This window comes from Streptomyces armeniacus (genome assembly GCF_003355155.1).
Classification (GTDB): Bacteria; Actinomycetota; Actinomycetes; order Streptomycetales; family Streptomycetaceae; genus Streptomyces; species Streptomyces armeniacus.
On sequence record NZ_CP031320.1, the window covers coordinates 4,245,426 to 4,267,346 of the forward strand.

Consider the following 21,921-nt stretch of genomic DNA (forward strand, 5'->3'; position numbering starts at 1 on the left):
TAGGCTTGCCCGCATGACCATTCCGCAGCAGTACGGACCGGGCCACGGCGGCGGTTGGCCGGGCAACGAGCTGGAGGAGACCCTCGCGGCCTCGCTCGCCGCTCCGCACGCCGCCGCCCGTCTGCTGGAGGTGCTCGGGCGCAGCAGCGTGTGGGTGCCGCTCCCGGAGGGCGGCGGCCCCGACAGCCCGAACCTCGATCTGCCGACCGTGGAGCTCCAAGGGGCGCCGTACGTCCCGGTGTTCAGCTCCGAGCAGCAGTTCCTGCAGGTGGTCGGGGGCCACATGGCGTTCACCGTCGCGCCCGCGACCGAGTTCGCGCGCGGCCTGCCGCCGCAGGTCGGCCTCGCCGTGAACCCGGAGGGCACCGTCGGGGTGCCCCTCCCGCCGGACGCGGTGGCCGAGTTGTGCCGCGCCACCCCCGGCGCCCGGGTGCCCGGCGTGGCCAGCGGCGCGCGGGTGCGGCTGTACGAACCGGACTGGCAGGACGAGCCGGTGGACTTCCTTGCAGACGTGGCGGGCGAGTTCGCGGGCGTGGCGTCCGTACGGACCGCGCGGCGCGCGCTGGCCAGCACCGAGGGACGGCCGCCGGCGCTGTACGTCGGCGTCGAACTGGACCTGCTGGAGCCGGAGTCGCGGCAGCAGTCGCACGACGCGCTCGCGCGCGCCCTGGCCCGCAACCCGGTGGCGTGGCCGGTGCAGATGGTGTTCCTGGACGCGGCGCGGGACCCGGTCGTGGAGTGGATGCGGCAGTGCGTACGCCCGTTCTACTCGCGTGAGCACAACGTCTGAGGTGGCTGAGTATCTCCGCACCCGGCCGGTGAGTACGGCGCGTGCTGTCTTCCGGTACTCGTAAGCTGGTTGGATGTCGGGCGGGACGCGGGTGCGTGCCCGGAGCAACCGACCGAGGGAAGGGGGCGGCCACGTGAGCGCGGGTGAGAGCGTCGAGCAGCTGCTGCGTCAGGTGTCGCCCGGCCGGTACGACGTCTACGAGGCGCTGCTGAACACTCTGTCCGGCGCCCAGCTGTGGATGCTGCTGTGGAACGGCCAGGCCGGTTCCCCCGACGCGCAGTACGGCAACATGGAGGTCGGCGGCCACGGCTACGCGCCCTGCGTCACCTCCGCACAGGAGCTCGCCGCCTCCGGCTGGAACCGCGCGCACGAGGTCGTCGGCGGCCGCGAGATCGCCGCCGCCCTCTACCCGGACCGATGGGGCATCTGGCTGAATCCGCATGCTCCCGGCGGGGGCGTCGGCATCCCCTGGCTGGATCTGCGGCGCATCGTCTCCGGCCTCGACCGGCTGCCCGCGGGACCGCTCCGGATCTCCGAACCCTCTCTCGACCTGCCGCAGTTCTACGCGCTGCTGACCCAGAACGCGCACCGCACCCCGGCCGTACGCTCGCTGCGGCGCGCCTGGGTGCAGCCCGCGCTCGGCACGCCGTATCTGGCCATCGGGCTGGATCTGTACGACACCGGGCGGCCGTCGGTCGAGTCGGTCCGGCAGATGATGCAGCAGTCGGTCGCGGCGGTGCCGGAAGGGCTGCCGGTCTCGAGCGTCGCGATGTCCGACGACCACGATCCGGTCACCATGTGGCTGCGGGCGCACTCGCGGCCCTTCTTCGACCGCGACGCGCAGGTGAGCGCGGCTCCCGGGATGGCGCCGGGGCACGGGTACGGTTACCCGCGCGCGTACTGATTCCCGTGTCACCAAGGTGGAGCAGATGCGGACATACCTTCCGGCTGTGCACCGCTCACCAGCGAGATCCGTCCGTATAACGGAAACCCCTTGGTCGCATCACAGTTACGCATCCTTTCGCCGGGAACTCTGGCGAGTGATCGCGAGCGCAATGGAGACTCCCGATCCATAGGCCGTCGGCCTTTTGTACGAGCAGCAGCTGTGAACTAGCCGCTACCGCGGCGGGCGTGGGCCGGCCACCGCCGGCCGAGAGGGGTCCTCACCACGATGACGGCACCATTGCACGATGCGGTCAAGGCCGATGACGCCGACACCGATGTCGCCGCTGACGTCGCGAAGAGATCCGTCGAGGGCCGCTCGCTGGGCCGTATCGCCTGGACCCGGCTGAAGCGGGACAAGCTGGCGGTCGCGGGCGGTGTGATCGTGCTCTTCCTGATCCTCGTCGCGATCTTCGCGCCGCTGATCACGAGCATCATCGGGCAGGACCCGAACAAGTACAACCAGGACCTGATCGACCCGCTCTTCGGCACGCCGAAGGGCGCGCTGGGCGGCATGAGCTCCGAGCACCTCCTCGGCGTCGAGCCGGTCAACGGGCGCGACGTCTTCGCCCGGATCGTGCACGGCGCCCGGATCTCCCTGCTGGTCGGCTTCCTCTCCGCGGTGGTGGCGGTCGTCCTCGGCACCGTCCTCGGCCTTCTCGCCGGGTACTTCGGCGGCTGGCTCGACGCGCTCATCAGCCGCCTGATGGACATGCTGCTCGCCTTCCCGCAGCTCCTCTTCATCATCTCGCTGATCGCGGTGATGCCGGACAAGCTCCTCGGGCTGGAGGGCACGGGCGTCCGGCTGCTTGTGATGATCCTTGTGATCGGCTTCTTCGGCTGGCCGTACATCGGCCGGATCGTCCGCGGCCAGACGCTCTCGCTGCGCGAGCGGGAGTACGTCGAGGCCGCGCGCAGCCTGGGCGCGAACAAGCGCTACATCCTGTTCAAGGAGCTGCTGCCCAACCTGATCGCGCCGATCACCGTCTACACGACGCTCATGATCCCCACGAACATCCTGACCGAGGCGGCGCTCAGCTTCCTCGGCGCCGGTGTGAAGCCGCCGACCGCCTCCTGGGGCCAGATGCTCAACCAGGCGGTGCGCTACTACGAATCGGACCCGATGTACATGGTGGTGCCCGGCGTCGCCATCTTCGTCACGGTCCTCGCTTTCAACCTCTTCGGAGACGGCGTACGCGACGCGCTCGATCCGAAGGGGACCCGCTGACCTCCCCCATGCCCGACCTCGGCCCGGCGGAACGTTCGGGCCGTGACAACTCGAAGGATGCGACATCGTGAGATTCCTAGGCACATCGAGGCGCGGAAGCGCCGCGGCGTCAGCCGTAGTGGTCGCGGCCCTGCTGTCCACAGCGGCATGCGGGGGCGGCGGCGGTAACGACGACGGCGGCGGTGGCGACGCCGCCGGCTTCAACGCGGCGCTCGACAAGGTCGCCAAGAAGTCCGACAAGAAGGGCGGCACGCTGAAGTTCATCGGCGTGCAGGACGCCGACTCCTGGGACCCCACCCGGGGTTACTACGGCTTCGCCTGGAACTTCATGCGCTACTACACCCGCACCCTGGTGACGCCCGCCGCGGCGCCGGGTGAGAAGGCGCTGGAGCTCAAGCCCGACCTGGCCAAGAGCCTCGCCAAGGTCACCAACGGCGGCAAGACCTACACGTACGAGCTCAAGGACGGCATCACCTGGCAGGACGGGAAGCCGATCACTGCCCAGGACATCAAGTACGGCATCGAGCGGCAGTGGGCGCAGGACGTCCTCTCCGGCGGCCCGGTGCACGTGAAGAACACGCTGGACCCGGAAGGCAAGTACAAGGGCCCGTACAAGGACAAGGGCGGCCTGAAGGCGATCGAGACACCGGACGACAAGACCATCGTCTTCAACCTGCCGAAGCCCAACAGCGACTTCGAGCAGATGATGTCGATGACCTCGTCGGCGCCGGTGCCGAAGGACAAGGACACCAAGTCGAAGTACGGCCAGAGCCCGTACTCCAGCGGCCCGTACCAGTTCAAGGACTACCAGCCGAACAAGAAGCTGACGCTGGTCCGGAACAAGAACTGGAAGCGCTCCACGGACACCGTGCGCAAGGCCCTTCCGGACAAGATCACCGTCACGCTGATCTCCAACCCGGACGAGCTCGACAAGCGCCTCATCAGCGGTGACTACGACCTCGACCTGAACGCCACCGGGCTCAGCCCGGCCGGCCGCGCCTCGGCTCTCAAGGAGCACAAGGACAACGTCGACAACCCGGAGACGGGCTTCATCCGCTACGCGGCGTTCCCGCAGTCGGTCAAGCCGTTCGACAACATCCACTGCCGCAAGGCGGTCATCTACGGCTCCGACCACAAGTCGATCCAGACGGCGCGCGGCGGCCCGATGGCCGGCGGTGACATCGGCACGAACATGCTGCCGTCCGTGGTGCCCGGCTCGGACCCGAAGTACGACCCGTACGGTCTGACGAAGAACGACGGCAAGGCCAACGAGAAGATGGCCAAGGACGAGCTCAAGAAGTGCGGCAAGCCGAACGGCTTCAAGACCACCATCGCCGTCCGCAACAACAAGGACGTCGAGGTCGACTCGGCCGAGGCGATGCAGGCGTCGCTGAAGAAGGTCGGGATCAACGCGCAGGTCTCGGAGTACGACGGCGCGCAGATCGCGGGCATCGTCGGCAACCCGGATGTCGTGAAGAAGAAGAACTACGGCATCATCATCATGGGCTGGGGTCCGGACTTCAACTCCGTCCAGGGCTACGGCAAGCCGCTGTGGCACAGCTCGAACATCCTCCCCAACGGCAACAACAACTTCGCGGAGATCGACGACCCGAAGGTCGACAAGCTGTTCGCGGACTTCGAGGGTGAGCTGGACAAGGGCAAGGCCGCCAAGATCGCCACCGAGATCAACAAGACGGTGACCGACGGCGCGTACTACCTGCCGTTCGTCTTCGAGAAGATGATCAGCTGGCGCTCCAGCCGTCTGACCAACGTCTACTCGACCGGCGCCTACAGCGGCCAGTACGACTACGCCTCCCTCGGCGTGAAGTAATCGACCGCCGGCACACCCGCCACATAGGCACGAAGGGCAGGTGAGGGCCGCGACGGTGGCCCGGGACACTCTGGACGATCTCCGGAGTGCCCCGGGCCGCCGCAGGGCCGAGAGCAGTGCTCACATACCTGATCAGGCGGCTGTTCGCCGCCGCAGTGATGCTGGTCGTCATCATTCTGGTGGTCTTCAGCATCTTCTTTCTGATTCCCAAGTGGACGGGTGTGGACCCGGCCACGATGTACGTCGGCAAGGCGTCCGACGCCGCGGCGCTGGAGGGCATCCGGCAGAAGCTCGGCCTGGACGAACCGATCCTGGTCCAGCTCTTCGAGTTCTTCAAAGGCATCTTCGTCGGCCGTGACTACACGAGCGCCGGAGACACCATCAAGTGCCAGGCGCCCTGCTTCGGTTACTCGTTCAAGACCGAGCAGGCCATCTGGCCGGTGCTCACCGACCGGTTCCCGGTCACCTTCGCGCTGGCCATCGGTGCGGCCGTGATCTGGCTGCTCATCGGGCTCAGCGCGGGCATCCTCTCGGCTCTCAAGCGCGGCACGATCTGGGACCGGTTCTCGATGACCGCCGCGCTGGCCGGCGTCTCGCTGCCGATCTACTTCACCGGTCTGATCTCGCTGGCGGTCTTCTCCTACCAACTCGGCTGGGTGAGCAACGAGTTCACGCCGTTCGAGGAGAACTTCGCCGACTGGTTCAGCGGAATGATCCTGCCGTGGATCACCCTGGCGTTCCTGTTCGGCGCGATGTACGCCCGCCTCACCAGAGCCACCATGCTGGAAGTGATGGGCGAGGACTACATCCGGACGGCGCGCGCCAAGGGCGTACGGGAGTCCGTGGTCATCCGCAAGCACGCGATGCGGTCCACCATGACGCCGATCATCACCCTGCTGGGTGTCGACCTGGGCATGCTGATGGGCAACGCGATCCTGACGGAGACCACGTTCAGCCTGCCCGGCCTCGGCCAGGCCGTGCTGAAGGCGATCGGCGAGCGTGACCTGCCGCTGATCCTCGGCGTCACGCTGATCACGGCCACCGCAGTCGTCGTCGCGAATCTCGTCGTGGACATTCTGTACAGCGTGATCGACCCACGAGTGAGGCTCGCATGACAGACCTCGGCAAGACCGGAGCGGCCGTCGGCGAACCGGTGAAGGAGCGTCCCTCCGACGCCTTCCTCGACGTCCGTGACCTGGTCATCCACTTCCCGACCGATGACGGTGTCGTGAAGTCGGTGGACGGCCTCTCGTTCCAGCTGGAGAAGGGCGAGACCCTCGGGATCGTGGGCGAGTCCGGCTCCGGCAAGTCCGTCACCTCGCTCGGCATCATGGGTCTGCACACGGTCGGGCAGTACGGCCGCCAGAAGGCGCGGATGTCCGGCGAGATCTGGCTGGACGGCAAGGAGCTGCTGAGCGCGGACCCGCACGACGTGCGCAAGCTGCGCGGCCGCGAGATGTCCATGATCTTCCAGGACCCGCTGTCGGCGCTGCACCCGTACTTCACGATCGGCAAGCAGATCGTGGAGGCGTACCAGATCCACCACGACGTGGACAAGAAGACCGCCCGCAAGCGTGCCATCGAGATGCTCGACCGGGTCGGCATCCCGCAGCCCCACCAGCGGGTGGACAGCTACCCGCACGAGTTCTCCGGCGGCATGCGGCAGCGCGCGATGATCGCCATGTCCCTGGTCAACAACCCCGAGTTGCTGATCGCGGACGAGCCGACCACCGCCCTGGACGTCACCGTGCAGGCGCAGATCCTGGACCTGATCCGGGACCTGCAGAAGGAGTTCGGCTCGGCCGTCATCATCATCACCCACGACCTGGGCGTCGTCGCCGAGCTGGCCGACGACATCCTGGTGATGTACGGCGGCCGGTGCGTCGAGCGCGGCGCCGCGGACAAGGTGTTCTACGAGCCGCAGCACCCGTACACCTGGGGGCTGCTCGGCTCGATGCCGCGGATCGACCGGGACCGTACGGAACGCCTGCTGCCGGTCAAGGGCTCCCCGCCCAGCCTCATCAACATCCCGGACGGCTGCGCGTTCCACCCGCGCTGCCCGTACGCGGACGTGCCCAAGGGGAACGTCACCCGCACCGAGCGTCCTGAGCTGCGTGAGGTGGACGGCGGACACTTCTCCGCCTGCCACATGTCGCAGGAGGACCGGGAGCGGATCTGGAACGAAGAGATCAAGCCGAAGCTGTGAGCGAGGACGAGCAGATGACCAACCCCGAAGGGGCGGGCGAGCCCGAGCCGGCAGCCGATTCCACGCCGGAGCTTCGCAAGGAGCAGGAAGCCGGGGCAGCGCCCGCGCCCGGCGAGACCCTGCTCCGGGTCTCCGGACTGAAGAAGCACTTCCCCGTGACCAAGGGTGTGCTCAAGCGCCAGGTGGCCGCGGTCAAGGCGGTCGACGGCATCGACTTCGACGTGCGGTCGGGGGAGACCCTGGGCGTCGTCGGTGAGTCGGGCTGCGGCAAGTCCACCATGGGGCGGCTGATCACGCGGCTGCTGGAACCGTCCGCGGGGCAGATCGAGTTCGAGGGCCGGGACATCACGCGGCTCGGTGTGGCGGGGATGCGGCCGCTGCGCCGGGACATCCAGATGATCTTCCAGGACCCGTACTCGTCGCTGAACCCGCGGCACCCCGTCGGGAACATCGTCGCCGCGCCGTTCAAGCTCCAGGGCGTCCAGCCCGAGGGCGGCGTGAAGAAGGAGGTCCAGCGGCTGCTCGAGGTGGTCGGGCTCAACCCCGAGCACTACAACCGCTATCCGCACGAGTTCTCCGGCGGCCAGCGGCAGCGCATCGGCATCGCGCGGGCGCTGGCGCTCAAGCCGAAGCTGGTGGTGGCCGACGAGCCGGTCTCGGCGCTCGACGTGTCGATCCAGGCCCAGGTCGTCAACCTGCTGGACGACCTCCAGCAGGAGATGGGCCTGACATACGTGATCATCGCGCACGACCTGTCCGTCATCCGGCACGTCTCGGACCGCATCGCGGTGATGTACCTCGGGAAGGTCGTCGAGCTGACGGACCGCCAGTCGCTCTACGACGGCGCGATGCACCCGTACACCCGGGCGCTGCTCTCCGCCGTGCCCGTGCCCGACCCGCGCGGCAAGGCGAAGCGCGGCGGCGAGCGCATCCTGCTGCAGGGCGACGTGCCGTCGCCGATCAAGCCGCCGTCGGGCTGCCGCTTCCACACCCGCTGCTGGAAGGCGACCCGGATCTGCAAGGTCGAGGAGCCGCCGCTGGTGGCCCTGCGCACCGGGCACGAGGTGGCCTGCCACCACCCGGAGAACTTCGAGGACCAGCACCCGGAGGACACGGAGCTGCTGACCCCCACGGAGAAGGCCAACGAGCAGGAGGACCTGGAGAAGACGGCGGTCGCCCAGCGCGACCGGGAGGCCGTCGGCAAGGAATAGCCTGCCGGGTTCCGAGCCGGGGCTGCCGGTGACACCTCTCGGTGTTCGCCGGCGGCCCCGGCCGTGCGCGTACGAGCCGTGCGCGTGGGCCGTGCCCGTGCGGCTAGAACGGGAACGCGCTGCGTCCGTACTGCACCGACACCCACCGCTGCGTGGTGAACGCCTGCACCATCGCGTCGCCGTTCAGCCGCCCCATCCCGGAGCGCTTCTCGCCGCCGAACGGGATGACCGGCTCGTCGTTCACCGTGCCGCCGTTGACGTGGAACATCCCCGTCTCGACGCGCTTCGCGATCTCCACGCCGCGCTGCACGTCCCCGGTGTGCACCGCGCCGCTGAGGCCGTACGGCGTGTCGTTCGCGATCCGTACGGCGTCGTCCACGCCGTCGAACGGCACCAGCAGCGCCACCGGCCCGAACACCTCCTGCCGCAGCACCTCCGCGTCCGCCGGCACGTCGGCCAGCACGCTCGGCTCGACGAGGCAGCCGTTCGCCTCGCCCCGTACGAGCGGGACCGCGCCCTCGCGCACCGCCTGGTCGACGGCCGCGAGCACGCCCTCGACCTGCGAGGTGTTGATCAGCGGGCCGATCTGGGTGCGCGGGTCCTTCGGGTCGCCCACGCGCAGCGCGCGGACCCGTTCGGTGAACGCCTCGGTGAACTCCCGGCGTACGCCGCTCTGCAGCAGGATGCGGTTCGCCGACATGCAGTTCTGCCCCTGGTGCGCGAAGCGGCTGAAGACCGCGGCGTCGACGGCCGGGCCGAGGTCCGCGTCGTCCAGCACGATGAGCGCGCTGTTCCCCGCCAGATGCAGGACCGCGTGCTTGAAGTGGGCCGCCGCCACGGTCGCGACATGGCGGCCCGTACGGTCCGAGCCGGTGAACGAGATGACCTTGGGCACCGGGTGCTCCAGCAGGGCGTCGCCGACCTCGGCGATGTCGGTGACCACCACGTTCAGCACGCCCGGCGGCAGCCCCGCCTCCTCGAACAGCCGACCCACCAGGGTGCCGCCGGTCACCGGCGTGTTCTGGTGCGGCTTCAGCACCACGGCGTTGCCCAGTGCGAGCGCGGCGGCCACCGACCGTACGGACAGCAGGAACGGGTAGTTGAACGGGCTGACGACCCCGACGACACCGACCGGCGCCCGGCGTACGAGGTTCTCCTTGCCGTCCGTCTGCGAGGGCAGGATCCGGTCGGACGGCCGCATGGCGAGGCCGACGGCCTCCCGCAGGAACTCCTTCGCCAGCCGCAGCTCGACGGCCGCCTTCGCGTGCGTGCCGCCGGCCTCCAGGATGATCGCCTCGGTCAGCTCCTGCTCCCGCTCCTCGATCAGCCGCAGGACGCGTTCGAAGACGGGCCGGCGCCCGTAACCCCCGGCGGCGGCCCAGCCGGGCTGCGCGCGGTCGGCCGCCCAGTACGCCTGGTCGACCTCGTCGGCGGTGGCCACGGTGAGCGCGGCGAGCTTGTCCCCGCTGTACGGGTCGAAGTCGATGATGTCCCACGCCCCGGAGCCCGGACGCCACTCACCCGCGATGTACTGAAGCGTCAACTCCGAGAAATACGACATCGCTGGCCTCTCCGTAGAACACCGTGCACACGTGCTGCCGGGATCCTCCATGTTACGTACGTGGCAAGGGAGTTGACCCCGATACGCGGTCACCCGGAACAATCCGCATACCTGCTGGTAATAGGCCGGTGTACTGTGCCTGCATGTCCGACGCAAGCATCAGTGAGTTCGACCGCGACACGGCCGTGCGGCGGCTTTCGCCCGGTGAGTACGCCACGGATCTCTCCGCCAGGTGGTCCTTCGGGCAGGTGCTCAACGGCGGCTACCTCCTCGGCGCCATCGGCCGCGCCCTCGCCGACGCACTGCCGCACGGCGACCCGTTCACCATCAGCGCCCACTACCTCACGGCCACGGCGTCGGGCCCGGCCGTCATCCGTACGGACACCGCCCGCACCGGCCGCAGCCTGTCGACCGGCTCGGCGTCGCTCGTCCAGACCGACGAGAACGGCATCGAGGTCGAACGGATCCGCGCGCTCGCGACGTACGGCGACCTGGACAGCCTGACCGGCGAGGTGCGGACGACCGCCAAGCCGCCGCACATGCCGTCATACGAGGAGTGCGTCAGCACGAACGACGCCCCGGACCCCTCGCTCATCCCCGAGTTCGCCCGGCGGTTCGCGATGCGCTTCGACCCCGCGACGGTGGGCTGGGCGGTCGGCGCGCCCTCGGGCAGCGGGGAGATGCGGGCGTGGTTCGCGTTCGCGGACGGGCGGGAGTCCGACCCGCTGTCACTGCTGCTGACGGTCGACGCGCTGCCGCCGACCGCGTTCGAGCTGGGCGTCACGGGCTGGGTGCCGACCGTCGAACTCACCGCCCACGTCCGCGCCCGCCCGGCCCCCGGCCCGCTGCGCGTAGCGCTGACCACGCGGAACATGGCGGGCGGTTACCTGGAGGAGGACGCGGAGGTCTGGGACTCCACGGACCGCCTGGTCGCCCAGGCCCGCCAACTGGCCCGCGCGCCCCATTAGGCTCGGCTCGCCTCCGGGCGCTTATACCCGGTCCCGACGCTCTTCGAGCCTGCGCTCGCTCGTTCCTCGCTCACTTGGTCTCATCACTTTCGGAACCGGCGCGCCCTTTGGCTCGCTCGCAGGTGTGCGCTGGGCTCGCCGTTCCGGCCCGGAGGCGAGCCGAGCCTAAAAAAGAGAGCGGGCGCGTTCCGTCGTGGCGATCGTCGCCGAGCCCACCACGCGCGTCCCGTCGTACAGCACCACCGCCTGCCCCGGCGCCACTCCGCGCACCGGCGCCGCGAACCGCACCCGCAGCTCGTCGCCGGACAGCTCCGCGGTGACCTCCGTCTCGCCGCCGTGCGCGCGCAGCTGCGCCGTGTACGTGCCCGCGCCGCTCGGCGGCGTGCCGCACCAGCGGGGGCGTACGGCGCTCAGGGCCGCCACGTCGAGTGACTCGGCGGGGCCGACGGTCACGGTGTTGTCCACGGGCGAGATGTCCAGCACGTAGCGCGGCCGCCCGTCCGGCGCCGGGTGGCCGATGCGCAGGCCCTTGCGCTGCCCGATGGTGAACCCGTGCGCGCCCTCGTGGCTGCCCACGCGCGCGCCGGACTCGTCGAGGATGTCGCCCTCCGCGCGCCCCAGCCGGTCCGCGAGGAAGCCCTGGGTGTCGCCGTCGGCGATGAAGCAGATGTCGTGGCTGTCCGGCTTCTCGGCCACGGCCAGCCCGCGCCGCTCGGCCTCCGCCCGGATCTCGTCCTTGGTGGTGCGGGTGTCGCCGAGCGGGAACATGGCGTGCGCCAGCTGCCGCTCGTCCAGCACCCCCAGCACGTAGCTCTGGTCCTTCGCCATGTCGGTGGCGCGGTGCAGCTCGCGGCTGCCGTCGGGGCGCCGTACGACCGTCGCGTAGTGGCCGGTGCACACCGCGTCGAAGCCCAGCGCGAGCGCCTTGTCCAGCAGCGCGGCGAACTTGATCTTCTCGTTGCAGCGGAGGCACGGATTGGGCGTGCGGCCCGCCTCGTACTCGGCGACGAAGTCCTCCACCACGTCCTCGCGGAACCGCTCGGCGAGGTCCCATACGTAGAAGGGGATGCCGATGACGTCGGCGGCGCGGCGGGCGTCGTGCGAGTCCTCGACGGTGCAGCAGCCGCGCGCGCCCGTGCGGAACGACTTCGGGTTCGCGGACAGCGCCAGGTGCACGCCGGTGACGTCGTGTCCGGCCTCGACGGCGCGGGCCGCGGCGACGGCGGAGTCGACGCCGCCGGACATGGCGGCCAGCACCCGGAGGCGGCGGCCGTCGGACGCGGGGGCGAGGTCGGGCGCGGGGGTCGCGTCGTCGGGAGGGGGGTCGAGAGGAGTGGCAGTCATAGCCCTTACAGGGTACGGGGAACGGCGCGGATGCCGTGCGCGTTATTCGTGGCCGTAGGGGCGGGCAGCGCACACCGACGGGAGACACGTGGCAGACGACGCACAACGGGGGCCAGGCGCGCCTGGACCGCCCGAGCCCGAGCCCGAGACCAAGCCGCCGGAGCGGGAGAGGGAGAGGGCGCGGGAGCCGGAGCCGGACGCCGGTGGTCCAGGCCCCGAGGGCACCGGGGGCGGCGGGCCGCGGTTCAGCCGGCGCACGCTGCTGCTCGGCGGCGCCGCCGCGGTGGGCCTGGGGGCGGGCGCGTACGCGGCCTGGGACGAGCTGAGCCGCTGGTGGTGGCGCGTCCCGGGGAACGAGAAGCCGCGCACGCCCGGCGCCGTCGACCACCGCGGCGCGGAGTGGGTGGCCGCCGACGGGGAGAACTGGCGCCGTGCCGACCGCCCCTCCGACTACACCATCGACCGCGTGGTCATCCACGTCGTGCAGGGCAGCTACGCGGTCGCGCTGAAGGTCTTCCGCGACCCGGACCACGGCGCCGCCACGCACTACGTCGTCCGCTCGCGCGACGGCCACATCGCGCAGTGCATCCGCGAGCTGGACGTCGCCTTCCACGCGGGCAACCGCTCGTACAACGAGCGCAGCATCGGCATCGAGCACGAGGGCTGGGTGGACCGGCCCGGGGGCTTCACTGACGTGATGTACGAGTCATCGGCGCGGCTCACGGCGGACATCTGCAAGCGGCACGGCATCCCCGTCGACCGCGAGCACATCGTCGGCCACCACGAGGTCCCCGGCACGGACCACACCGACCCGGGGCCGCACTGGGACTGGGACCGCTACATACGCCTGGTCCGCGTGGCGTCCACGGCGCCGCCCACGCCGTCGCCGACGGGACCGGCCACAGGGTCGCCCTCGCCGTCCGGGAGCGGCTGACCGGAGCCGCCGAGTCCCGGGCGGCTGAGCCCGGAGCCGCCGAGCCGGCCCCCGCCAGAGACGTACGGCTACGACAGCCCCGCCGCGCGGGCGCGCTCCACGGCCGGCCCGATCGCCGAGGCCAGCGCCTCGACCTCGGCCTTGGTGGAGGTGTGCCCGAGCGAGAAGCGGAGGGTGCCGCGCGCGAGTTCCGGATCGGCGCCCGCCGCGAGCAGTACGTGGCTGGGCTGGGCGACGCCCGCGGTGCAGGCCGAGCCGGTCGAGCAGTCGATGCCCTGCGCGTCGAGCAGGAGCAGCAGCGAGTCGCCCTCGCAGCCGGGGAACGAGAAGTGCGCGTTGGCGGGCAGCCGCCCGTCCGGGTCGGGGTCGCCGTTCAGCACCGCCTCGGGCACCGCCGCCCGTACGGACGTCACCAGGGCGTCCCGCAGCGCGCCGACGTCGCGGGCGAACTCCGGGCGGCGCTCCGTGGCCAGCCGTGCGGCGGTCGCGAAGCCGACGATGGCGGGCACGTCCAGCGTGCCGGAGCGTACGTCGCGCTCCTGCCCGCCGCCGTGCAGCAGCGGTTCGGGCGCGTGCTCGCGGCCGAGCAGCAGCGCGCCGATGCCGTACGGGCCGCCGATCTTGTGGCTGGTGAGGGTGAGCGCGGCCAGCCCGGAGGCGCCGAAGTCGACCGGGACCTGGCCGACCGCCTGCACCGCGTCCGCGTGCATCGGGATGCCGAACCCGGCGGCGACGGCGGCGAGTTCGCGTACCGGCAGGACGGTGCCGATCTCGTTGTTCGCCCACATCACGGTGGCCAGGGCCACGTCGTCGGGGTTCCGCTCGATGGCCGCGCGCAGCGCGTCGGGGTGCACACGGCCGTACGTGTCCACGGGCAGCCACTCCACCGTGGCGCCCTCGTGGTCCGCGAGCCAGTGCACCGCGTCCAGCACGGCGTGGTGTTCGACGGGACTGGCCAGCACCCTCGTACGGGACGGGTCGGCGGCGCGCCGGGACCAGTACAGGCCCTTCACCGCGAGGTTGTCCGATTCGGTGCCGCCGCCGGTGAAGACCACCTCGCTGGGCCGGGCGCCGAGCGCCGCGCCGAGCGCCTCGCGGGCCTCCTCGACGGTGCGGCGGGCCCGCCGCCCCGCGCTGTGCAGGGAGGAGGCGTTGCCGGTGACCGTCAGCTGCCCGGTCATCGCGCTGACGGCTTCGGGGTACATCGGGGTGGTGGCGGCGTGATCGAAGTAGGCGGAATTTGCCATGGTGCTGTCGATTCTACGAGCCGCCACGGGGGCGCACGGTGGGCGCTCGGGCGCGCAGGCCCTCATCGCGTACGCCGAAGTGCGTCGCGTACGCCGCTCTCACAGGCCGAGGTGGCACGGAGGGTCACCTATGGCCAGAACAGAACAGCGAGTGCGAACCACCGGTAACAGGCGCCCCGTATTCCCGCCCGGCGGCCCGGTCCACCGGTCGGGCAGGGCCGTGCGGAGGGGTCAGCGAGAGCCGTCCGGCGGGTATAGCGGAGGTGCCGGTTTATCCCTGTCCGGCACCCCCGCGGGCCGCATTACGAGCGCGTTAACGCAGCGCACCGGCATATTCGCGAAACGGCGGCCGGCGCCGGCGCAAAGGGACCGGTGGATGCGGAATGCGATGCTCAGCTGTTGTTCTCCGCCTGGAACATCCAGTGCTGCTTCTCCAGGTCCCCGGTGAGCTGGATGAACACGTCTTCCGTTACGGGGTCGACCTTGCCGACGGCCGTCATGCGTTCCCGCGCCTTGGCGATGATGGCGGAGAGTGCGGCGACCATCGTTCCGACGGCCACCGAGTCCTGCAGCCAGCCTTCCTTGACCGTTCCGACGGCGCTGCTCGCGGCGACGGTCGTGACCCGGCCGTCGGGTGCGATGCCGAGTGCCGAGGCGCGCTCGGCGACGGTGTCCGTGTACTGCCGCGCGACGCTCACGACCTCGTCGAGCTGCAGGTGGATGGACCGGAAGCGGGGCCCCACGATGTTCCAGTGGATCTGCTTGGCGACCAGGGAGAGGTCCACGAGATCGACCAGCGAGCCCTGCAGTGCCTCGCCGACGATCTTCAAGTCCTGTTCCGGAAGCGTGCTCTTCACTGCGTACGACACGATGGGATCGCTTTCTCTGGGAATGCACCTTTCGCCCCCCTACGATACCGCCGACCGCGGCCGGCGGCCGCTTCGCGCCGTACGGGTCCCCAGGTGTGCTCACGTGACACTGCGTGCCGCATTCGCGCCGGTGAGCGGGGTCGGCGGGCTCGTCCTGTTCGGCCGGTACTGGGCTGAATTGTCGCAGTGCCGCTCAGAAAGATTTCTGAAGCATGAATGCGCTGGTCGAGCGCATATTCGAGGGCAATGAGCGGTCGTTGGCCAAGGATTGGTGGCATAACTCCTGCCTGCTCTGGATAGTGATGCGTTTGGAGCCCATGCGTGGTTCCCCGTAGACCTCCACTGGCAGGGGCGTGGCCGCGCATCGAGGCCGCACCCTCTCAACGACCGGAGGTTTCGTCATTTCAGCGCGACCTGTGCAGGAATTCGGAGACAACCCGGTAGAGGTCCGGGAGACCGGGCACTACACCGAGGAATACGTTCCCAGCTTCGTCGAGAAGTGGGACTCGCTCATAGACTGGGAGAAGCGCTCCCAGAGCGAGGGGAACTTCTTCATCGACCTGCTGCGCAAGCGGGGCGTGAAGAGCGTGCTCGATGTCGCCACCGGCACCGGCTTCCACTCGGTGCAGCTCCTCGACGCCGGGTTCGAGACCGTGAGCGCCGACGGCAGCGCCGAGATGCTGGCCCAGGCCTTTGAGAACGGCGTCAAGTACGGGGAGCACATTCTGCGTGTCGTCCAGGCCGACTGGCGCTGGCTGAATCGAGATGTGCACGGCGAGTACGACGCCATCGTCTGCCTCGGAAATTCATTTACGCATCTCTTCTCCGAGCGGGACCGCAGAAAGGCGCTCGCGGAGTTCTACGCGATGCTGAAGCACGACGGTGTGCTCATTCTGGATCAGCGCAATTACGACGCGATCCTCGACCGGGGATTCTCCAGCAAACACACCTACTACTACTGCGGTGAGGATGTCGCGGTAGAGCCGGAGTACATGGACGAGGGGCTGTGCCGAATGCGGTACCGCTTCGCCGACGAGTCCGTGTACCACCTGAATATGTATCCACTGCGCAAGGACTACACCCGGCGGCTCATGGCCGAGGTGGGCTTCCAGCGCATCGAGACGTACGGCGACTTCCAGCACACGTACCGTGATGAGCAGCCCGACTTCTTCGTCCACGTGGCGGAGAAGGAGTACATCATGGACGACTCGGAGGGAGACGCGTACTCGGCTGCCGTCAGCACCGCCCGCAGCTACTACAACTCGTCGGACGCCGACACGTTCTACGCCTCCGTGTGGGGCGGCGAGGACATCCACATCGGCCTCTACGAGCGCCCGGACGAGCCGATACCGGACGCCAGCCGGCGCACCGTCGCACGCATGGCGGCCAAGCTGGAGCTGACTGAACGTTCCGTCGTGCTCGACCTCGGCTCCGGCTACGGAGGCTCCGCCCGCTATCTGGCGGAGAACCACGGCTGCCGGGTCCTCGCGCTCAACCTCAGCGAGGTGGAGAACGAGCGGCACCGCAACCTCAACGCCGAACGCGGGCTGACCGGTGCCATCGAGGTCGTCGACGGCTCGTTCGAGAAGATCCCGTACGAGGACGCCAGCGTGGACGTCGTCTGGTCGCAGGACGCCTTCCTGCACAGCGGCAACCGGCACCGGACGCTGGAGGAGGTGGCGCGGGTGCTGAAGCCGGGCGGACAGCTGATCTTCACGGACCCGATGGCCGTCGACGGCTGCCCGACGCACGTGCTGCAGCCCATCCTCGACAGGATCCACCTGGACGACATGGGCTCGCCCGCCTTCTACCGGCGGGAGATGGCCCGGCTCGGCTTCTCCGAGGCGCCCGGCGGGGCCTTCGAGGAGCACGGCGAGCAACTGGCCACGCACTACGGCCGGGTGCTCCAGGAGACCGAACGGCAGGAGGCGGAGGGGCTGGGCTCCAAGGTCAGCGCCGACTACCTCGAGAGGATGAAGAAGGGGCTCGGGGACTGGGTGCACGGCGGCCGCCAGAAGCACCTCACCTGGGGCATCTTCCACTTCATCCGGTAAGCGCCGCCGCCGGGCCCGCACGCCCGCGGCCCGCCACGCGCGGACCGCACCGCACGGGCCCGGCCGCCGTCACCCTCCGCTGTCCGGGGGTGGCGGCGGGGCCGGGATCCGGTGCGGGCCGGTGCCGGCGATCGGCGGCGGCCCCGCGTCGGGGCCCGCGGCCAGCAGGGCGCCCAGGCCGCGCCGCGTCGCGGCGACCACCACCCGGTCGTCGGGCCGCAGCACGTAACCCGGGTGCAGCTCCCACTCCAGACCGCTCATCTCGGCCGAGGTCATCCAGGACAGCTCGGACCGCCGTCCGCCCGGCTCCGACACGTCCAGGGCCAGCACCCGCCAGGTGCCCGCGTGGAACGCCTCGTCGACCGTACGGCCCTCCAGCAGCGGGTTGTCCCGTACGTCCACGGCCGCGAAGACCAGCACGCGCCGGCCCACCGGGATCGCGCCGAGTACCTGACGCCCCATCATCGCCCCGGCGAACGCCGGGGCGGCCAGCGCGGACACGGAACGGCTGCGGGTCTGCGCCAGCGGATACGTGTCGCGCAGCGTGCGGTAGACGGTCGTCGCGAACTCGTCGTCGAACAGGCGCATCGCCACGCGCAGTTCGGGCTTCACCTGGCGGGCGTAGAGCACCGCCTCCAGATTGATGCCGTCGTCGCTGGTGAGCGCGAGCAGCGCGCGGCTCCGCTTGATCTTCGCGTCCTCCAGGACGCCGCTCTCCGTGACATCCGCGATCAGCGTCGGCACCCGCCGCGAGCGTGCGTACGCGATGCCGCGCGCCTCGTGGTCCCGCTCGATGCAGACCACCGGAATGCCCAGCTCCAGCAGCCGGTCCAGGACCCGGGTGCCGACCTTGCCCAGACCCAGCAGCACCACGTGGCCGGACAGGCCGCGCGGCGGATCCGGTAACGCGGCGGCCTTGCGGAACGCGCCGTAGCTCTCCAGGACCACCGCCAGCAGCAGCGGCAGCATCATCAACCCGGCCATGCCGGCGAGGAGTTGCAGGAGCTGCTCGTCGGCAGGCTCGTTCACCTTCGGGTCGTTGATGGCGAAGAAGTCCAGCAGCACGACGTACGCCGCGTTCACCGGACTCCCGCCGCTCATCCACCAGTTGACGGCGGCCAGCGTCGTCAGCACCGCGCCCATGGCCGCCAGCGAGTAGCGCAGCCGCCGCGAGAACAGCTCCTTCAGTGGCTGGAACGGCAGCAGTCTGGGCAGCCGCCCGGCCGTGCCGCCCGCGCTGGGGCGGCGGGTGATCGCCTCCAGTACGACGGCGCCCCGGTCCGGTGGCAGGCCGTGCAGCGCGGCGTCGTCCGGGAGCAGCACGGGCGCGTTGCCGCCGTCCGGATCCTCGTCCGTGTCGCCCTCGCCCGCACCCGAGTCGGTGGTGTCCGGCAGCACGGCGAGCGTGCACAGCGGCTGCCGGTGCCGGTCGCGGGTGCCGATGGTGCGCTCCTTGGCGCGCAGCAGTAGGCCGTCGGCCGACACGATCTTGTCGCTGCCCACCACCGCCGCGGCCACCAGCGAGGGCGCGGCGGTGTCCGCGTCGGACAGGACGGTGGTGGACGCGTCGATGGCGGCCGCGTCCAGGTCCGGGTGCGCGACCTCGACGGCCCGGTCGAGGAGGTTCTCCAGATAGCTGCCGAGCGTCCGGTTGAACATCCGGATCACCAGCCGCAGTTGCGGGTTCAGCCGCCGGGCGCGCAGCGCGATGTGGATGTTCAGCTGGTCGTCGCCCGAGGTCAGGGCGAGCGCCGCCGCCTCCCGCACGCCGGCCGCGCGGAGCGCCGCGTCGTCCGGGATCTGCGCCTCCACCGCCCGTACGGACAGCTCCTCCGCGCCCACCAGCGCGGCGATCCGCGGCCCGTGGTCACCACCGCGCAGGGAGGGGAGCACGACGCAGACGTGCTGGCCGTAGACGGTCGCGAGCTCCTTGGTGAGCCGCTGGGCCAGCGCGTTGTCCCCGCAGACCACCATGTGGGGACGTTCGGCGTGATTCCCGCCTACGCTGCCGTCCATGGACTCCACGGACAGTGCCACCCCCTTGAACATCTGCGTCTTCTGCTCGGCCGCCGACCTCGACGAGGTGTACACGGCCGCTGCCCGCGAGTTCGCCGAGCTTATCGGGAAGCGCGGACACACCCTGGTCTGGGGCGGATCCGACGTCGGCCTGATGAAGGTCGTGGCGGACGGCGTGCAGGGCGCCGGCGGACGGCTGGTCGGCGTCTCGGTCGAGTTCCTGCGGAGCAAGGCACGGGAGGGCGCCGACGAGATGATCGTCGCGGCCACCCTCGCCGAACGCAAGGCCATCCTGCTGGAACGCGCGGACGCGGTCGTCGTGATGGTCGGCGGCACCGGCACGCTGGACGAGGCCACCGACATCCTGGAGCTGAAGAAGCACGGCATGCACGGCAAGCCGGTCGTCGTCCTGAACACCGCCGGCTTCTACGACGGGCTGAAGAAGCAGATGCAGCGCATGGAGGCGGAGCGGTTCCTGCCGGTCCCGCTGACCGAGCTGGTCCACTTCGCCGACGACCCCGGCCAGGCGCTGGCCCGGCTCGGGGGCTGAGGACGGTCGGGCGGACGTCCGGGGGAAGATGCCCGTATGACGGCACCAGAGACACCTGAGACACCTGAAGCCTCCGACGCACCGGCGGCACCGGCCGTGCATCTCCTGACCGGCGGCGGCTCCGGCATCGGCGCCGCCGTCGCCACCCGCCTCCTCGAACGCGGCGACGAGCTCTGGCTCCTCGCCCGCGACGCGGGACGCGCGAAGGAGCTGCGCGAGCGCTTCCCCGGCGCCCGTACGGTCGTCGGGGACCTCGCCGAGCCCGACCGCCTCTCGTGGGCGCTCGGCCACCAGACGCTGCCCGACCGGCTGGACTCCCTGCAGCACATCGCGGGCGTCGTCGACCTCGGCGAGATCGGCGAGCTCACCCCGAAGGTCTGGCACGCCACCCTGGCGGCCAATCTCGTCGCCCCCGCCGAACTCACCCGCCTCCTGCTGCCGCAGCTCCGCTCGGCGCGCGGGCACGTCCTCTTCGTCAACTCCGGGGCCGGGCTGCGCGCCAACGCCCAGTGGGGCGCGTACGCCGCCAGCAAACACGGGCTGAAGGCGCTGGCCGACGCGCTGCGCTGGGAGGAGAGCGGCAACGGGATCCGCGTCACCTCCGTCTACCCCGGCCGTACCGCCACCCCGATGCAGGCGAAGGTGCACCGGCAGGAGGGCAAGGAGTACGACGCGGCCCGCTTCATCGCGCCCGAGTCCGTGGCGACCACGCTGCTCACGGCGCTGGACCTGCCGCGCGGCACGGAGATCACCGACCTGAGCGTGCGGCCGGGCGGCTGAGGGCGGGCGTACGGGACGGCCTGCCCGCGGGCCCGTCACGGACTGCCGTAGATGTCGCAGAAGTCCTCGGGCTCCAGCAGGCTGCCCTCTTCCGCGATCCGCTCCCGCTCCTCGCTCAGACACTGCTCGTACTCGCTGCGTTTCTCGCGCTCGTTCCTCTCGTCGACGTCATTCGACTCGAGGACCCCGACGACGATCGTGCAGGCCGCGCTGATCACCGAGCAGCCGACGACCCAGGCCCGCTGTCTGGGCGAGATGTCCCTCTGTGGCACCGGTTCCCCCGATCCGATGGAGCACGTGTGTGGTGCGGCAGGAGACGCCGCGGCCGCGCGCCCGGTTCCCGTACGGCCGTACGCTTGCCCGCGTGACGGAGAAGCACGAGTTCAGCTGGGGTGCCGCGGCGGCGACCGGAATCGGGTCGATGCCCGGCGAGGACGTACGCGAGTCCGCGAGGACCATCACCGAGTCGCTGGAGGCGCTCCCGTACCTGCCGGAGCTGCCCGCACGCGGGCCCGGCGCGGACATGACGGGGCGTACGGCCGGGATGCTGGCCGAGCTGTACGCCCAACTGGAGCCCAGCGGCTGGCGGCTCGCCGACCGGCCGGGCCGCGACACGCGGCGGGCACGGGCCTGGCTGCGGGAGGACCTGGACGCGCTGGAGGAGTTCACGCAGGGCTTCCGCGGCCCGCTCAAGGTCTCCGCCGTCGGCCCCTGGACACTGGCCGCCGGCCTCCAACGGCGCGGCGGCGAGGCCATGCTGGGCGACCCCGGCGCCTGCCGGGACCTGACAGCGTCGCTGGCGGAGGGGCTGCGTACGCACCTGGAGGACGTACGGCGGCGGGTGCCGGGCGCCGAGCCCGTGCTGCAGCTCGACGAGCCGGCGCTGACCGCCGTGCTGCGCGGCGAGGTCCGTACGGCCAGCGGGTACCGCACGTACGGGGCCGTGGACCGGACCGTGGCGGAGGGCGCGCTGCGCGAGCTGGCGGCCGTACACGACGGGCCCCTGGTCGTGCACTCGTGCGCCCCCGGAGTGCCGTTCGCGCTGCTGCGCCGGGCCGGGGTCACGGGGATCTCGTTCGACGCGGGCCTGCTCACCGAGCGTGAGGACGAACTGATCGGGGAGGCGGTGGAGGGCGGCGTCGCGCTGTTCGCCGGTGTCCTGCCCGGTGACGGCCGGGACCCGGGCGCGTTGTCAGACCCTGCGGGTAGCGTCATGGGTGTCAGGTCGCTGTGGCGCAGGCTCGGGCTGTCCCCGGCACTCCTTGCGGAGTCGGTCGTGGTCACCCCCGCGTGCGGACTGGCGGGCGCCTCGCCCGGGTACGCACGCGCGGCGCTCGCCCACTGCGTCCGGGCCGCGAGATCCCTCGCTGACAACCCTGCGTGACGGGAG

General features: G+C 70.6%; 19 protein-coding genes. 13 read left to right on the forward strand and 6 right to left on the reverse strand.

Translation table 11 applies throughout. The annotated features are described in order from the left end of the window. The first annotated feature begins 13 nt into the window (after window positions 1-13). The 7 genes from DVA86_RS18310 to DVA86_RS18340 all read left to right on the forward strand — a co-directional run bounded on the left by DVA86_RS18310 (window position 14) and on the right by DVA86_RS18340 (window position 8,208). Entirely contained in the window at window positions 14-790 is a 777-nt protein-coding gene (locus DVA86_RS18310) for an enhanced serine sensitivity protein SseB (protein ID WP_208879714.1), read from the forward strand. 133 nt (window positions 791-923) lie between these two features. Continuing rightward, window positions 924-1,694, forward strand: a complete 771-nt coding sequence (locus DVA86_RS18315) for an enhanced serine sensitivity protein SseB C-terminal domain-containing protein (protein WP_245996757.1) — start codon at window positions 924-926, stop codon at window positions 1,692-1,694. Window positions 1,695-1,961: 267 nt separating this feature from the next. Then, window positions 1,962-2,960 (forward strand): ABC transporter permease, encoded by a 999-nt coding sequence (locus tag DVA86_RS18320; RefSeq protein WP_208879716.1) that lies wholly within the window; start codon window positions 1,962-1,964, stop codon window positions 2,958-2,960. A 67-nt stretch (window positions 2,961-3,027) separates the two neighbouring features. Continuing rightward, window positions 3,028-4,791, forward strand: coding sequence for an ABC transporter substrate-binding protein (locus DVA86_RS18325; RefSeq protein WP_245996760.1), 1,764 nt, complete (start codon window positions 3,028-3,030; stop codon window positions 4,789-4,791). A gap of 116 nt (window positions 4,792-4,907) precedes the next feature. Then, window positions 4,908-5,906 (forward strand): ABC transporter permease, encoded by a 999-nt coding sequence (locus DVA86_RS18330; protein ID WP_208879718.1) that lies wholly within the window; start codon window positions 4,908-4,910, stop codon window positions 5,904-5,906. Then, a complete protein-coding gene (locus DVA86_RS18335) occupies window positions 5,903-6,997 on the forward strand; it encodes an ABC transporter ATP-binding protein (RefSeq protein ID WP_208879719.1) in 1,095 nt (364 codons plus the stop codon). The genes DVA86_RS18330 and DVA86_RS18335 overlap by 4 nt, the downstream gene beginning before the upstream one ends. Continuing rightward, the gene (locus tag DVA86_RS18340) at window positions 6,994-8,208 is read left to right on the forward strand and encodes an ABC transporter ATP-binding protein (protein WP_425470860.1); all 1,215 of its coding nucleotides are present in this window, start codon (window positions 6,994-6,996) and stop codon (window positions 8,206-8,208) included. The genes DVA86_RS18335 and DVA86_RS18340 overlap by 4 nt, the downstream gene beginning before the upstream one ends. Before the next feature lie 103 nt (window positions 8,209-8,311). On the opposite strand, the gene DVA86_RS18345 is transcribed toward DVA86_RS18340, so the two are convergent. Beyond that, window positions 8,312-9,769, reverse strand: coding sequence for an aldehyde dehydrogenase family protein (locus tag DVA86_RS18345; protein ID WP_208879722.1), 1,458 nt, complete (start codon window positions 9,767-9,769; stop codon window positions 8,312-8,314). Between the two features lie 143 nt (window positions 9,770-9,912). On the opposite strand from DVA86_RS18345, the gene DVA86_RS18350 reads away from it, so the two are divergent. Continuing rightward, window positions 9,913-10,737, forward strand: a complete 825-nt coding sequence (locus DVA86_RS18350) for a thioesterase family protein (RefSeq protein WP_208879723.1) — start codon at window positions 9,913-9,915, stop codon at window positions 10,735-10,737. A gap of 165 nt (window positions 10,738-10,902) precedes the next feature. On the opposite strand, the gene mnmA is transcribed toward DVA86_RS18350, so the two are convergent. Continuing rightward, window positions 10,903-12,081: a tRNA 2-thiouridine(34) synthase MnmA gene (mnmA, locus tag DVA86_RS18355; RefSeq protein ID WP_281279307.1), complete on the reverse strand. Its 1,179-nt coding sequence runs from the start codon at window positions 12,079-12,081 to the stop codon at window positions 10,903-10,905. A gap of 259 nt (window positions 12,082-12,340) precedes the next feature. Here mnmA and DVA86_RS18360 point away from each other — a divergent pair, with 259 nt between their 5' ends. Beyond that, on the forward strand, window positions 12,341-13,015 hold the full coding sequence (locus DVA86_RS18360) for an N-acetylmuramoyl-L-alanine amidase (protein WP_245997661.1): 675 nt from the start codon (window positions 12,341-12,343) through the stop codon (window positions 13,013-13,015). A gap of 68 nt (window positions 13,016-13,083) precedes the next feature. Here the strand turns inward: DVA86_RS18360 and DVA86_RS18365 are convergent, their stop codons facing one another. After that, window positions 13,084-14,262 (reverse strand): cysteine desulfurase family protein, encoded by a 1,179-nt coding sequence (locus tag DVA86_RS18365; RefSeq protein WP_208879726.1) that lies wholly within the window; start codon window positions 14,260-14,262, stop codon window positions 13,084-13,086. Window positions 14,263-14,654: 392 nt separating this feature from the next. Further along, on the reverse strand, window positions 14,655-15,131 hold the full coding sequence (locus DVA86_RS18370; protein ID WP_208879728.1) for a Dps family protein: 477 nt from the start codon (window positions 15,129-15,131) through the stop codon (window positions 14,655-14,657). Window positions 15,132-15,547: 416 nt separating this feature from the next. Between DVA86_RS18370 and DVA86_RS18375 the strand changes: the two genes are divergently transcribed. Then, window positions 15,548-17,185, forward strand: coding sequence for a glycine/sarcosine N-methyltransferase (locus tag DVA86_RS18375; protein WP_208879730.1), 1,638 nt, complete (start codon window positions 15,548-15,550; stop codon window positions 17,183-17,185). 69 nt (window positions 17,186-17,254) lie between these two features. On the opposite strand, the gene DVA86_RS18380 is transcribed toward DVA86_RS18375, so the two are convergent. Beyond that, window positions 17,255-19,159 (reverse strand): NAD-binding protein, encoded by a 1,905-nt coding sequence (locus tag DVA86_RS18380; RefSeq protein WP_208884855.1) that lies wholly within the window; start codon window positions 19,157-19,159, stop codon window positions 17,255-17,257. Window positions 19,160-19,226: 67 nt separating this feature from the next. On the opposite strand from DVA86_RS18380, the gene DVA86_RS18385 reads away from it, so the two are divergent. Next, window positions 19,227-19,751, forward strand: coding sequence for an LOG family protein (locus DVA86_RS18385; RefSeq protein WP_208884861.1), 525 nt, complete (start codon window positions 19,227-19,229; stop codon window positions 19,749-19,751). Between the two features lie 36 nt (window positions 19,752-19,787). After that, a complete protein-coding gene (locus tag DVA86_RS18390) occupies window positions 19,788-20,531 on the forward strand; it encodes an SDR family oxidoreductase (protein WP_208879732.1) in 744 nt (247 codons plus the stop codon). 35 nt (window positions 20,532-20,566) lie between these two features. Here DVA86_RS18390 and DVA86_RS18395 read toward each other — a convergent pair whose 3' ends face one another. After that, on the reverse strand, window positions 20,567-20,803 hold the full coding sequence (locus DVA86_RS18395) for a hypothetical protein (protein ID WP_208879734.1): 237 nt from the start codon (window positions 20,801-20,803) through the stop codon (window positions 20,567-20,569). A 149-nt stretch (window positions 20,804-20,952) separates the two neighbouring features. On the opposite strand from DVA86_RS18395, the gene DVA86_RS18400 reads away from it, so the two are divergent. Further along, a complete protein-coding gene (locus DVA86_RS18400; RefSeq protein WP_208884863.1) occupies window positions 20,953-21,915 on the forward strand; it encodes a methionine synthase in 963 nt (320 codons plus the stop codon). Window positions 21,916-21,921 lie beyond the last annotated feature (6 nt).